The organism is Paenibacillus sp. FSL K6-2393 (genome assembly GCF_038002545.1).
Taxonomy (GTDB): Bacteria; Bacillota; Bacilli; order Paenibacillales; family Paenibacillaceae; genus Paenibacillus.
Window position 1 is genome coordinate 3271544 of record NZ_JBBOCU010000001.1, and the last position, 14108, is coordinate 3285651.

Sequence of the window (14108 nt, forward strand, 5' to 3'; positions counted from 1 at the left end):
TATACCTGCCGACAGGTTTAATCAAATCATTTACTTATTATATTTATTTCAATTCTTGTTCAATTGCTGCTTGTGCTTCATCCAAAGCTTCCTTCACGTCTTGGCCATCTTCAAAGATAGCATTCAAAGTTACCGTATTGAATATATTGCCGATGGTTGGTGAGGCTTTAACGGACTTAATCGCTCTAATTTCGTCCTTGATTTCATTCAAAGTATCAAATGCATTTGTTTTAAAGTATTGGACGTATTCATTATCAGGGTTTTTCGTAACTGCATCATCTTTCCATACTTCCATGTTAATTGGGTCAAATCCAAGTGTATTCCAGATTTCAGTAGTAGCTTCTTTCGAAAGCTTAGCAAAGGCTACAAATTCTTTTGCCAACTGAACGTCTTTACCATTCTTAGTAACAACTGTGCCAGTACCGCCTAAGCCAACGGAACGAGGATTACCTTCTTCAAATACAGGCAATGGAGCTATTGCATACTTACCTTTAAGGTCTTTCATTTCGTTTACAAAGCGGGACATGTACCATTCAGGCATCAATGCACTTGCGTAGTTGCCTTTGTTGTATTCGCCTTTTGCTTCTTCTGTGTCGGGTTGTCCGCCAGGGATCGTATGAATAACATTGTTCTTCTGCAGATCGACTAACATTTCATACGCTTTAATCATTTCAGGCGAGTTAACTTTTGGATTACCATTTTCATCTGTAAAATCAGCGTTTTGCTGAGCTAGTAGCAGCGATGCTTGCCACGTAGCTGATGTATCAGCAGTACCTAAGTACTTGCCAGTCTTTTCATAAACCTTGATACCTGCTTGTTTGTAATCTTCCCACGTTTTAATTGTCTTGTAGTCAACACCTGCTTGCTCGAGAATTTCAGTATTGTAGAAAGCAAGCGTCGCACCTACGTGATAATCGAATCCATAAACCTGTTCGGCTTTGGAATAAATCTCGACACGTGAAGGAACAACAACGTCTTTGTATGGTGTAAATACATCATTCAAAGATTCCAGTGGAACGTTGTCACCTTCCAAGAATTTAGGAAATTGACCAAGCTCAATATCCGCGATATCAGGAGCACCTTTTCCGCTTGTAACTGCCAATAAGAGCTTGTTGTGCATATCATCGTAAGGCATAACCGTTACATTCAACTTAATCTGTTTGTCTGGGTTCTGTTGGTTCCATAACCCCAGCATTTTATCCAAATGCTTGCCGTGCAAATCTACGAATGTCCAAAATGATAATTCTGTTGCATTCTCACCGGCATTAGCGCCTAATTGCTGCGTTTCCGTTTTTGAACCGGAAGGATTACCACATGCAGTAAAAACAAGTGACATAATAAGGAGTGTAACGATGGAGATTAAAGCACTGCGTTTTTTCATTTGTTCGTCATCCTCTCTTTTTTTGTTATGCATTTGAAAAGTCGGCTGACTAGTTAGTTCTGTTAATTTAAGCGGTTTCAATACACCTCGGCACCACCATCCTTAACATAATTCTAACCTTTCAAAGAAAAGACCCCTTCGCAACAATTTCTCAGATTCCATATTGTAAGCGCTTTACATGCCGTATTATAATATATATGAAATAAGCTTTATATAACCAATTGATTATAAAATCATAAAGTTTATGGGGAGATGCTACTCTTTGAAAAAGCTGGCGCTCTACAAACAAATTCGAGAAAACATTATACAGAAAATTAAATCAGGGCAACTTCGGCCAACGGATCGCATTCCTTCTGAGCAAGAACTAATGGACGAATTCAGAGTAAGTAAAATTACCGTCAAGAACGCCCTAACCCTACTAGCTGACGAAGGATTAATTATACGCGTACAAGGCAAAGGCTCATTCGTCTCTTCTAGTCTTGTTGTTTCTAGTATCAATTTCTCGCCATCCCCATGCAGCGCGTCCTCCATACCGCTCATTGGCTTTATCATTCCGACGATGAGAACCCGTGTCATTCAGAAGCTCGTTGACTACACGGAACACTTCCTGCAAGAAGCCGGCCTCAGCATGGTACTAAGCATCACGCGCGAGTCCTCCTCTATCGAATCAAACGTCATTCGTACACTAACGGAGCTCGGTGTGAAGGGGCTGATCGTTTTTCCAACAGAAGATGAGAAGTACAACGAATCATTACTGCGTCTGTCGCTCGATAAATTCCCGTGTGTGTTCATCGACCGCTATCTGCGCAACATTGAGACGTACACCATTACATCCGACAATTACGGCGGTGCGTATAAGGCTGTATCCCATTTACTATCCAAGAGTCATCAACAGATTGCGCTCATCTCACCTGAAAATGCCAATACAGCCGTCGAGGACCGCACGCTCGGCTTCGAGCAGGCGTACACAGATCAAGGCATCTCGATTGACAAGAGCTTGTGGTGTCACATTCCTCTCGACATTCTACGCAGCGAGCAAGCATTGGACTATGTAAGCAACTTCTTGCAGAACCACAGTGGAATTTCGGCAGCCTTCTCCTTGACTGAAGAAACAGCACGCCTTACATCCGCCGCGATCAGTCTTCTGAACGATCACTCAAATATCGATTTACTATCTTTCGATAATCCACATCTTTCAGGCGTAGCTTATGTGCAGCAGGATGAACAGGAAATGGCACGAATAGCCGTCAAGCTGTTATGTGAACAGATGGAAGATATTTATTCTCCTAAGAACGCCGTCATCCCCGTGGAACTCATCTTCCCTTGACACTAATCTAAACTCAACTCTTTGCTTTTATGTTTAAATCAGGTCTTATTTTTTTGTTGTAATGCACTAAACTGAGATCTGAGGATTTAATTTCAGTCCTATATTTTGCTTTTAAACTTCAATCCTTTTATGGCGTTTATCTCTATGACCTTTGAATTAGAGAATAAAAAAAGATGTCGATCTTTATCAGACCAACATCTTCTAGCTCGCTTCTATCCCAAGAATCCCATCATCACTAAACCATATGTTCATGAAGACATTGCTGTCGCTTTTGAGAACGTGAAGCGGGATGATGATTATGCCATTAAGCTTGGTTGGACTCACATCATCATCGCGCGTCTAATATGCGAAATTGAATTTGAACAAGTACAGCAACTTCCCGTACAGGACTTATCCAAGAAGCTGATGGAATACTTAGCAACACATTTCACCGAACCCATCACCCTAATGCTGGTCAAGAAGCTGAAGATCCTCTAAAGGCTGCTGAATCAGCTTCTAGCATTAAAAATATTTTTATACTGAACAAGTATCTTGACTCTAAAATGGTTATGAGCATATTTGTTTACAAGCGGTACAGCACTAAGCAGATAACCTGCAGTTAATTGTGGGTTTCCAACTCCGTTGTGTAAGGCTGGAACACATAGTATAACAATAAACATGTACTAAGAGAAAAACAGCCAGCGTATAATCAAAAATTCATATGGCAAGGAGTGTATCTATATTCCGTTCCTCAGTTAATATGAGTATAGTCACTGGCAACAAGAACTTGTACCGATAAAACAAAAAAAAGCCGCTAATATAGCGACTTTAATGGGAAAATGTCTTATCCCTCGAAATCGTCTAATAAACTCAGTATTAGCCCATTATTAAACAAAAAAACCCCCGTTAATTTTCAAATAATGAAACTAACGGGGGTATAAAAATTTAATCTTTACAAAAAGTATTCTTTATTTGTTTATTCCATCAAATCTGTTACTGCCCCTTTGGAAGCGGAGGAAACTAATTTAGCATATTTGGCAAGTACACCGGATTTCACTTTCAGTGGCGGTTGTACCCAAGCTTGCGCTCGAGCGGCCAACTCTTCTTCTGGCACTTCAACCTTAATTTCCTGAATGTCGCTATTAATGGTGATAATATCTCCATTTTGGAGCAAAGAGATCGGTCCACCTACTTGTGCCTCAGGGGATACATGGCCGACTACAAATCCATGCGAGCCACCCGAGAACCTACCATCTGTTATGAGAGCAACTTTCCCACCGAGACCTTTCCCTACAATGAGTGCTGTAACGGAAAGCATCTCAGGCATACCTGGTCCACCCTTCGGTCCACAATAGCGTATGACCAATACGTCCCCTTCTTGAATTTCATCATTCATGATCGCTTCTGTCGCTTCATCTTCGCTATCGTACACCTTTGTCGGTCCGGAAAACTGTTGTATCTTCATGCCTGACATTTTGGCAACAGCGCCTTCAGGAGCTAGGTTTCCTCGAAGCACAACCAGTGGTCCATTTGGTTTAAGCGGATTATTGAGTGGACGTATAATCTCTTGATCATTCTGAAGTGGAGCAGCTTCCGCTAAATTCTCCGCCAACGTTTTACCAGTTACGGTGAGGCAATCCCCATGAAGTAATCCCTCATCGAGCAATAGCTTCATTACCCCGGAAACACCACCAATATCATTCAAATCCTGCATGACATACTGACCACTTGGCTTCAGATCTGCCAAATGAGGAACACGCAAGCGAATTCGTTCAAAATCATCCAAGGTTAAATCCACTTCTACGGAGTGTGCAATAGCTAGCAGATGGAGAAATGCGTTGGTTGATCCCCCTAGAGCCATAACAACGGTGATCGCATTCTCAAATGCTTTCTTCGTCATAATGTCTCTTGGGTAGATTTCCTGTTCAAGAAGTGAGATGACCTGCTTACCGGCTGCTTCGCATTCCAATGCTTTATCCGCTGAGATAGCTGATGTCGAAGAAGAACCAGGCAAACACATACCCATTGCTTCTGCAGCTGCGGCCATCGTATTAGCGGTATACATCCCCCCACAAGCCCCTGGACCTGGACAAACACTGCATTCGACCTTATGCAATTGTTCATCTGTTATTTTTCCATCTTGATATTGTCCAACGGCTTCAAAAGCTGAAACGATATCCACTTTTTTACCGTCGAGATTACCAGGTTGAATGGTTCCTCCATATACATAAACGGAAGGAATATTCATCCGTCCAATAGCCATCAAACATGCAGGCGTATTCTTGTCACACCCACCGATTGCAACAACGCCGTCAAAACGCTCCGCTCCGGTCACAATTTCAATCGAATCAGCTATAGCTTCCCGACTTGGTAGCGAGAACAACATCCCGCCATGTCCCATCGAGATCCCATCAGAAACGGTAATCGTATTAAAAATTAGTGGAGCACCGCCGTTATTACGTGCGCCCTGCTTAGCTTGCACCGCTAAATCATTGATGTGCATATTGCACGGTGTTACTTCACTCCACGTACTTGCTATTCCGATCATTGGCTTTTTAAAATCCTCATCTTGAAATCCAACTGCACGCAGCATCGCTCTGTTCGGTACCCGGTTAGCACCTTCACTGATTACCTTGCTTCGAATGCGAAGATCTTTTTTATTTTCCATGTTTCTTCCCTCATTTCAAAGTATTTCGTTCAGTTCCTGCATCGGTCGAATAAAATTTTGTTTCATTAAATTATGGGCATCGTTGCTATTTTTGCCTTCAAAAGCTTTAATAATCTGATCATGTTCTTCAACTGAAGCTAGTGTAGCCGTAATAGGTTGTTTTAAAAATACGTATTTAAATCGCCTAATGTGAATCTGAAGAGATGTATTAAATGTAGCTACATAAGGATTATCTGAGAGCTCCACAATATAATTATGAAATTGCTCATCCACCTCCATAGCCTGATAAACTTGTCCATTTTTAATAGAACTTGCGAATTCCAAATTTATGGATCTTAGTTTCTCGATCTGTTCTGGAATAATAGTTTGGGCGGTGATTTCAGCAGCTAAGGCCTGAAGAGCAGCCATCGTTGAATACATCTTAAAAATATCGTTTTTCTCAATATTCGTTACTTTTGTTTCTTTTCCTGGATGCATGGACACGAGGCCTTGAACTTCGAGTAACTGAAATGCCTCCCGAATCGGTGTCCGGCTGACTCCAAGCGATTCAGCCATTTCCGCATCAATAAGCTTTTCACCTGGTTGCAGTGTTCCATCAATGATCCATCGCTGAATCTGAGAAAACGCTCTTTCTTTTGCGGACATACGGACTGGTAGGGAAAAATCTTTAGGAATTGGCATTGTTTTCATCCTCATTACAATTATTCTTATATGCAATATATCGCATACACAATCGAGAAGCAATTATTATTTCATTTTTTACTCACTCCATTAAGGACAAAAAAACATTGCATTGCCTTACCCCATCTATTTTATCCCAATAAAAACCCGTTAATCTCATCAAATCACAGATTAACGGGTTTAAGAAAACTTAGGTTTTCTGATATAAGCGTTTATTTATAAGTTGATTTCCAATTATTTCGAAGACCACAGCTCCATACGCTGAGCATATTTCTCGTTGATGATCTCTTCCACTTTCTCATCGCCAGCCTTTTTCATATCCTCCAGCATCTTGTCGAACACGGAATTGGCTTCGGCCTCACTTGGAGCAATAATGGCTCTCGTAATGCTCTGATCCATGATATCCTTCACCTTCTGGGCCGTCAGTGCTTGAGGTGTTCCCCCATCCGGATTCAGGTTGTCATACTGTGCTGTATCCCATACGGAATCGCCCAGACTCTTAATGGCCAGTTCGTCCACTTCACTGCGCTGGAATTTAACCGCCATGTCATACGGCTGTCCGTTCGGGTCCAGACCATTTTTGATAAACCATAACCATTTGCGAACGCCGCTTTTCTTCACCGTATCATCCCAATTATCCTTGAAGCTTTGCAGGAATTCAGGTTTCGGTTGTCGCTTGCCATCCACCATGGTGTACTGTTCGCCTTCCTTGCCCCACAGCAGCAAATGCTGTCCTTCATCACTCGCTAGATAATTAAACAGCTTTATCGTTTCTTCCGGGTGTTTGTTGTTTTTGGTAATCGCGATCGCATCCCATCCAAGCGAACTTCTTGGGCCAAACGTCGTTTGAGCCGGATCTACACCTGGAGCAACAACTTTGTAAGCAAAGAGTTGATTCTTTTCCCCGCCGTCCTTCTTCAGGGCCGCATTCCCGTTCCCCGGGTCCCAATATGCACCTGGGGTAGCGAATACCGCTCCAGTCGTCAGCTTTTGAATCCAGGTCTGTGTTTTGCTGATGGCAAATTCCTTTTCAATCAGACCTTCTCTATATAAGCGATTCATATATAACAGCATTTCGCGATATTTAGGGTCCTTGACATCATATTGCAGACGTCCGTTGTTGTCATAATACGTTTTTAAGCCCCACATGCCTTTGAATGTTCCCAGATTTGCGCCCATGTTCTCCCCGTTCATCGTCATCGGAATGGACTCTTTGCCATCAATCGTATTGTATTTCTCTTTAAAATTTTTCAGGAGTGCTTCGAATTCATCTGTTGTGAGAGGCTTTGAACCATCTGCTTTGTCCGGAAGAAATTCTTCCAACAGGCTTTGTCTCATCAACATACCGAAGACCGGATCACTGTCGAGTCCATACCAGTTGGCCAGATAGTAGTTCTTCCCGTCGGTATTACGTGTTTTGGTCAAGGTATCTCCGTACATTTCCTTCAGATCAGAACCATATTTCTCAATTAACTCATCCAGTGGAATGAATGCCCCGCTTGAAATGTATTTGTCGAGGGAAGCATCTCCCCGGCTCATGACTACCACATCCGGATAGTCGCCACTGGCGAGCATCAGGCTCAGTTTTTCCGTTGGATTACCTGTTGGCTGCTGGATGGAGATCTCTATGCCCGTCTTTTTGGTAATTTCCTGGGCAACTGCATCGGTAAATGGTTCTCCTTTGGTATTACCATCAAACCAGGTCAGCGTAATCGGGCCTTGTTCCCCATCTTTACCTGCTGTTTTGTTCTCCCCATCGTTAGAGGAGCAGCCCGCTAACAAACCAACGACTAATGCAGCAGTCATACCCATCGTAATCCATTTTTTTGTCTTTATCATTGACACCCTAATTCCTCCCAATGAATAAATTCCTAAAGTGCATGATCGAGCAATTACAAAACAATCTTGGCCCACCCCCTTTCAGGAGAGGTCGCAGGACGAGTCCGTCCCACAACCGGATCATGGAATCGCTTAACTCTTTACCGCTCCCAAAGTCATACCTTTAACAAAGTACTTTTGCAGGAACGGATACACCATCACGATCGGTAATGTGGCTACCATCGTAGCAGCCATTCGAATGGTATCGCTGGAAACGGCATTTCGTTTGGCTGAGTTGGCCAGCATTTGTGTTTGCGAAATCATGCCACCGGTCTGAAACTGATTTAATATTTTCACGAGCACGGCTTGCAGAGTCTTCAGATCCGAACTATAGGTGAACGCATAGGAATCAAACCACGCATTCCAATGCCCGATCGCTTGAAAAAGTCCAACTGTTGCAAGTACAGGTGTTGTCAGCGGCATCACAATTCGGAAGAAAATGGTCAGATCGTTAGCCCCGTCTACCCTCGCCGATTCTTCAATCTCATGGGGTAGCTGTTCCATGAAAGTACGGACAATGATCATATAGAAGACATTCATCAAACTTGGCAAGATGAACACCGAAAAGGTATCAATCATATTCAGCGCCTTAAGCACCATGTAGAACGGAATCAACCCGCCACTGAAATACATGGTAAAAATAAAGTACAGGTTCCAGCCTTTGCGACCAATTAGATTCCGCCGACTTAGCGGATACGCAAGCATCGTAATGACGAGAACCGATAGCGGTGCGCCAATCAGCGTTCGTTTGACGGTTACCCACAGCCCGTTTAAAATCTCGCTATCTTTCAAAATCTGCTGATAGCTGTCCAGTGTCAGATCTCTGGGCCACAGATAAACGCCGCCTCGCACCGTATCCTCCGCGCTGTTCAATGAAAGAACGAGTATATTCCAAAATGGAAGAAATGTAACCAGTAATACGAGAATAAGAATGAAATATACAATAATTTTGAAAATACGATCCCCGAATCGGTTCAGAATCATTACAAGCGCTCCCCTCTGTCTTTTGTAGTTAGAACAACGCCTGGTCGTTCACTTTTCTGGAAATCCGGTTCACGATAAGGACAAGAATGAAGGCAACAACGGATTTGAACATTCCCACAGCAGCACCATAAGAGAACATGCTGTTTTGTAGTCCGTATTTGTAAGCATAAATATCAATAACTTCGGAGTATTCAAGCACGGTATTATTTTGCAGCAGGTATTGCTGTTCAAATCCTGCATTCAAAATGCCTCCGACCGCGAGAATAGCCAATATGACAATTGTAGGACGCATGGATGGCAGCGTTATATGCCACATTTGCTTGAATCGGCTGGCTCCGTCCACCCTGGCCGCTTCGTAGAGCTCCGGATTAATGGAAGCGATTGCGGCCAGATACATAATGGCACTGAACCCCATCTCTTTCCACATGTTCGACAATGCGATAATCCACCAGAACAGAGGCCCGTTTTGCAAAAATGCAACTGGTTCTTTGACAATGCCCAGCAGAACCAGAATATTGTTAAGCATTCCATCCGAAGCCAGCAGCGTAATCACAATGTTGGCTGCAATAACCCATGAGATAAAATGCGGCAGATAAGAAACCGTCTGTACAAAACGTTTGAAAAATCCCTGTCTCGCTTCATTCAGTACAAGCGCAAGGATGATTGGAGCAGGAAATCCGAAGAACAGTGTCAGCAAGCTTGTCGCAAGCGTATTACGCATAACCCGATAGAAATCCCCTGTAGTAAAGAAATACTCAAACCACTGGAAACCTACAAATTCGGCATGGAAGAACTGATGTAAGAACGATCCCCCACCCGGCTGATAGTTTGTAAACGCCATATATAGTCCAAACATCGGACCATAGGAAAATAGCAATGTCGCAATGAAGGCAGGAAGCATAAGCACGAATAACCATTTTTGCTCTTTTAGTCTGCTTATCAGATTATTGCTCCTGACTGTTTTGATAGCGCTTACCTTATGCATTAAGTACCCTCCCTTTTTCTATACAGCAGCATGGCCGGCCATATCTTGATTCAACTTCTCTCCTATTCATCATAAATTTGACACGGATTACTCGCCATAGTTGAATTCTCCGAAAGATACCGCTTTTTAAAGATGTTTTTGTGCAAAGAGAGGATTGGATTTCCATATTCACTCTGCTATGATGAACTGTGCAACGAATATTCAGTCAAGAGAGGGCTTCCGGATGCGCCAATTTTATAGAAGATTTATGTACATGCCTTTTGTAAACCTGAGTTTTCGTTCCAAACTGTTTATGGTATTTGTTCTGGTCACGATCATTCCGATGATGCTGTTGGTTTATTTTTCCTATGAGCTCACCAAAACGAAGCTTACTGAGCAGATCTACATCAACATGACAAACTCAACGGCTCAGATCACTAAAAATCTGGAGAACAAACTGGATAGCTACGAACACATTTCCGCCTCCATTTATTTGGATAACCGCCTTGCCAATTACCTCACAAACGAGTATCAGGATGATCCATCTTATCTGGATGTCTATAATTATATTGGCAATCGAATCGACACCGTGATGGCTGCCTACCCTGATTTTGATAGCGCATTCATTTATTCGGATAATCCGTCGCTGCCCAAAGACAATTATTATATTCGGCCGATCACACCGGAAGTTCAGGACACGGAACTGTTTCACAAGCTGCAGCAATCCTATGGGAACATTATTCATCTCTCCACGCCGCAGACAGAGAACGGACCTGCCATGTTTACACTCGCCCGGCTGCTGAACAACAATAGTAATCAGTACCCCTACGGGATGCTGGTCTTTCAAATTTCTGAGTCGGTCATCTATTCTCTCATGGAAAAAGAAGCAGGTGGCAAAGATATTTTTATTATCAATGACAAGGGTATGATTCTGTCTTCAGCGGACAAACAGTTAATCAATACAAGTCTGCCCGAATTGCTTCATCAGAATTTGGACGAGACGCCTTCAGGCAGATTTGATACAACATATCAAGGCGTGAAGGCTCTAGCCGTCTATAACACGCTCAAAAATGGCTGGAGAACGGTGTCCATTTTCCCGTATGACAGTATTATCAAGGATGCTAAATCCCTCTCTCAGCTCATTATCAAAATTTCTCTGGGCTTCATCGGCGTGGCGCTGCTGCTCATCTATATTACTGCTTCGCTGTTTAGCAATCGCATCAGGACGTTAATTCGGATGATTCGGCGGATTGAGCGGGGGGATTTCAACCCTACTCATGAGGAGCAAATGGGCAGTGATGAGATCGGACAGCTTCACTTTGCATTCGAACAGATGACAACTCGGTTGAAAAGTCTGGTTACAGAAGTCTACCAGAAAGAGCTGCAGAGCAAGGAAGCCGAACTGGACCTGCTTCAAGCTCAGATCAATCCTCACTTTCTGTATAATACACTCGGTTCGATCTCTTCTCTGGCCGTGAAGCATCAGGATCCACAGATTCAGGATATGGTTCTTCATCTGGCCAAGTTTTATCGGATATCCCTGAACAAAGGAAAGAGCATCCTGACCATCAATGAGGAGCTGAAACTGACCAAGAGTTATAATGCCATTCAACTTATACGGTTTAAGGGCAAGCTGAACATCATCTACACGATAGATCAATCGATCCTGCCTTACTCGACCGTGAAGCTTGCGCTGCAGCCTTTTGTGGAGAATGCAGTGATTCACGCTCTTTGGAATCAGGATCGGCCTCTAAATATCCATATCAAGGGTGTCATCGAGAACAATAGTATCATCTTATCGGTTATAGACGACGGAATGGGCATGCGGCGAGAGAAGCTTGAGGCTTTGTTTGAAGAGAAAGAAGGACGGGGTTATGGCATTTCAAATGTGGATCGGCGGATTAAGCTGAAATTTGGTGAATACTACGGTGTTAAAGTGTATAGCAAACTTGGTATGGGAACTACCGTACAGATCCGTTTGCCACAAAAAGAGATCCAATAAAAAAGGAGTGCGATGCAGCCGTTATCGGCCTGCAAAGCGCTCCTTTTAAACCGTTCTACAACATCCTATTATACCTGCTCACGAATACGATACACCAGGCTGTCGAAATCGCCGCGCAGAGGCAGCTCCACCCCGATGTTCATCAGCGCACGGCCACTGACCGTTAATCCCAGTTCTTCAATGAGATAGGTCTTGTCAGCTTGAAGGCCTGCCAAACGGAGTCTAGGCAACGGTTCACCCAGCTTCTGCGAGTGAAGAAAAGCGAACAGCACATGGTCACTTGCGGCGGCATCACTGTACTGGACAGCAGTAACCCCCTTATGGCGAAGCGAAGTCAGGCGGAATTGTCTGCCGAATTGCACCAGGTGGCGAATGGATTTGTACTGACAGATGAATTCCCCGGACTGTTCAATCCATTCATCACTCCACTCGTTCAGATTGGAGCCGACACCAAGCGTGCCCATCATTGCACTGTGGAAACGATACTTCAGCGAGACGTTTCGACCGTTCATTCCTGTAGGTGACTCGGTTACCCAACAGGTCATCATACGTGGTGTGTATGTATACGAGAAACCTTCCTGAATGCTTAGGCGGTCGAACGCATCCGTGTTATCACTCGGCCAGGACTGATCGGCATAACGGAAGATGCCCAGATCAATCCTTGAGCCGCCTCCTGCGCATGTCTCAAACTCTACATCCGGGAACTTGGCTCGGAGCCGTGCCCAGATATCATAGAGACTCTGGACATGCCTTACCCATACTTCTTTCTGGCGGTTATTGGGGTGACCCTTCATGCCCGGCTCCGTGATCGTCCGGTTCATGTCCCATTTAATGAACTTAATCTCATGATTACCAAGCAGTTCGGTCATAAAATCGATAATGTATTGCTTGACCTCCGGCTTGGAAATGTTCAGCAGCAGCTGATTGCGAAGCTCCGTCCGTCCCCGGGTCTCAAAATGATATACCCAGTCCGGATGTGCTCTATAGAGATCACTATCCGGGTTAACCGACTCCGGCTCCACCCATATGCCGAATTCCATCTCAAGTCCGTGAACCCGGTCAATCAGCTCAACAAGTCCGTTCGGGAACTTCTCTTTGTTCACGTTCCAGTCGCCCAACCCCGCACGGTCGGAATGCCGCTGCCCAAACCAGCCATCATCCACAACGAATAGTTCCACACCCATTTTGGCTGCCCTTTCGGCAAGTGCCATTTGGTCCTGGGCGTTAACATCGAAATAAGTAGCTTCCCAGGAGTTGTACAGCACTTTTCCGATTTCACTGCGCGGCAGTATGTAATTGTATTGGTACTGATGCAAGCGATGGCTCATGCCGCCAAAGCCCTCAGGGCTGAATCCGCCGACAAAGACAGGCGTCTCAAACGTCTCGCCCGCACCCAGCAACCATTCATTGTCAAAATCATGGATGCCACCTGTCACCCTCACATGTGTGAATGGCGTCTTCTCTGCAACAATCTTCCAGTTACCGCTCCAAGCCAGTGCCCCAAACCATACTCCGCCACCTGTTTCGGTTGAAAGACCATCATCAATCGCAAACCATGGGTTGGCATGACCGTCAGTGAAACCTCTCCGCGATTCAAGTACCTTTTTTCCCTCTGTCAAAATGGTATTGCGCAGTTGGAATTCACCTGACCATTTCCCCGTAACATGGGTCAGGCGGTAATCCTGGAGATATGGCAAGGTCCAAGCTGCGGATTGCATGCTTTCCAGCACGATATCCTCCTGTCCCTTATTTACGATATTAGCGTACCGCTCCACCAGGTCGAATTCCGGGATGACCCGATATACCAGCTGTGTTTCAAGTGCATACACCTGATCCTTCAACGTAATAATCAGCGTCTGTCTGCCATCCTGTTCAATGATCTCGTGACAGTCATATCTAACCTGAAGATCGCGGACACCATCAGACATGCGCAGTTTCAGAGATGGCTCTGTATAAGATGCGCCTCCCCAGAAGCTGTACTCCTCCACCTCTCCTTCCACTTCCGCGTCAAAAGAGCTGTGGGATTGTAGATGGAGCAAAGGGACACTGTCCTCGATACTCACTGGATCTCCCCAATACAGATGCTGAAGGTGCTCTCTCTCATTAATTCCGAAAATATAGGATGAATGTTGTGTCTGTATTGCAAATATACGCAATTGTTCATGATATTGAATCGTCATGTTTACCCCTTTCAGGTTCCGGTTATGGTACCTATATGCTGTGTGTTGTGAACATACATATTAT

10 protein-coding genes are annotated in these 14108 nt (G+C 44.2%); 3 read left to right on the plus strand and 7 right to left on the minus strand.

Translation table 11 applies throughout. From position 1 onward, the window contains the following. Positions 1-43: 43 nt before the first annotated feature. On the minus strand, positions 44-1381 hold the full coding sequence (locus tag MHI14_RS14555) for an ABC transporter substrate-binding protein (protein WP_133385972.1): 1338 nt from the start codon (positions 1379-1381) through the stop codon (positions 44-46). 244 nt (positions 1382-1625) lie between these two features. On the opposite strand from MHI14_RS14555, the gene MHI14_RS14560 reads away from it, so the two are divergent. Together MHI14_RS14560 and MHI14_RS14565 are read left to right on the plus strand one after the other, a co-directional pair. Then, positions 1626-2708, plus strand: coding sequence for a GntR family transcriptional regulator (locus MHI14_RS14560; RefSeq protein ID WP_341130609.1), 1083 nt, complete (start codon positions 1626-1628; stop codon positions 2706-2708). A gap of 144 nt (positions 2709-2852) precedes the next feature. Beyond that, positions 2853-3185 carry a hypothetical protein gene (locus tag MHI14_RS14565; RefSeq protein ID WP_341130610.1) on the plus strand — a complete coding sequence of 111 codons (333 nt, stop codon included), beginning with the start codon at positions 2853-2855 and terminating at the stop codon, positions 3183-3185. Between the two features lie 478 nt (positions 3186-3663). Here the strand turns inward: MHI14_RS14565 and ilvD are convergent, their stop codons facing one another. The 5 genes from ilvD to MHI14_RS14590 form a co-directional block, all read right to left on the minus strand. Further along, positions 3664-5355, minus strand: coding sequence for a dihydroxy-acid dehydratase (gene ilvD / locus MHI14_RS14570; RefSeq protein WP_341130611.1), 1692 nt, complete (start codon positions 5353-5355; stop codon positions 3664-3666). Between the two features lie 15 nt (positions 5356-5370). Beyond that, on the minus strand, positions 5371-6036 hold the full coding sequence (locus MHI14_RS14575; protein ID WP_339309611.1) for a GntR family transcriptional regulator: 666 nt from the start codon (positions 6034-6036) through the stop codon (positions 5371-5373). A 234-nt stretch (positions 6037-6270) separates the two neighbouring features. Beyond that, positions 6271-7875: an extracellular solute-binding protein gene (locus tag MHI14_RS14580; RefSeq protein WP_091029833.1), complete on the minus strand. Its 1605-nt coding sequence runs from the start codon at positions 7873-7875 to the stop codon at positions 6271-6273. A gap of 132 nt (positions 7876-8007) precedes the next feature. Next, entirely contained in the window at positions 8008-8898 is an 891-nt protein-coding gene (locus MHI14_RS14585) for a carbohydrate ABC transporter permease (protein ID WP_029880772.1), read from the minus strand. A 28-nt stretch (positions 8899-8926) separates the two neighbouring features. Next, entirely contained in the window at positions 8927-9883 is a 957-nt protein-coding gene (locus MHI14_RS14590) for an ABC transporter permease (protein ID WP_062322050.1), read from the minus strand. A gap of 253 nt (positions 9884-10136) precedes the next feature. Between MHI14_RS14590 and MHI14_RS14595 the strand changes: the two genes are divergently transcribed. After that, positions 10137-11864, plus strand: coding sequence for a cache domain-containing sensor histidine kinase (locus MHI14_RS14595; RefSeq protein WP_341130612.1), 1728 nt, complete (start codon positions 10137-10139; stop codon positions 11862-11864). A 68-nt stretch (positions 11865-11932) separates the two neighbouring features. On the opposite strand, the gene MHI14_RS14600 is transcribed toward MHI14_RS14595, so the two are convergent. After that, positions 11933-14044, minus strand: coding sequence for an alpha-galactosidase (locus tag MHI14_RS14600; protein WP_341130613.1), 2112 nt, complete (start codon positions 14042-14044; stop codon positions 11933-11935). Positions 14045-14108 lie beyond the last annotated feature (64 nt).

Excerpts from the sequence above, each read along its gene's own strand:
- ilvD (WP_341130611.1), bottom strand. The coding sequence starts at position 5,355 with ATGGAAAATAAAAAAGATCTTCGCATTCGAAGCAAGGTAATCAGTGAA.
- MHI14_RS14580 (WP_091029833.1), bottom strand. The coding sequence starts at position 7,875 with ATGATAAAGACAAAAAAATGGATTACGATGGGTATGACTGCTGCATTA.
- MHI14_RS14585 (WP_029880772.1), bottom strand. The coding sequence starts at position 8,898 with ATGATTCTGAACCGATTCGGGGATCGTATTTTCAAAATTATTGTATAT.
- MHI14_RS14555 (WP_133385972.1), bottom strand. The coding sequence starts at position 1,381 with ATGAAAAAACGCAGTGCTTTAATCTCCATCGTTACACTCCTTATTATG.
- MHI14_RS14565 (WP_341130610.1), top strand. The coding sequence starts at position 2,853 with ATGACCTTTGAATTAGAGAATAAAAAAAGATGTCGATCTTTATCAGAC.
- MHI14_RS14560 (WP_341130609.1), top strand. The coding sequence starts at position 1,626 with ATGGGGAGATGCTACTCTTTGAAAAAGCTGGCGCTCTACAAACAAATT.
- MHI14_RS14600 (WP_341130613.1), bottom strand. The coding sequence starts at position 14,044 with ATGACGATTCAATATCATGAACAATTGCGTATATTTGCAATACAGACA.
- MHI14_RS14590 (WP_062322050.1), bottom strand. The coding sequence starts at position 9,883 with ATGCATAAGGTAAGCGCTATCAAAACAGTCAGGAGCAATAATCTGATA.
- MHI14_RS14575 (WP_339309611.1), bottom strand. The coding sequence starts at position 6,036 with ATGCCAATTCCTAAAGATTTTTCCCTACCAGTCCGTATGTCCGCAAAA.
- MHI14_RS14595 (WP_341130612.1), top strand. The coding sequence starts at position 10,137 with ATGCCTTTTGTAAACCTGAGTTTTCGTTCCAAACTGTTTATGGTATTT.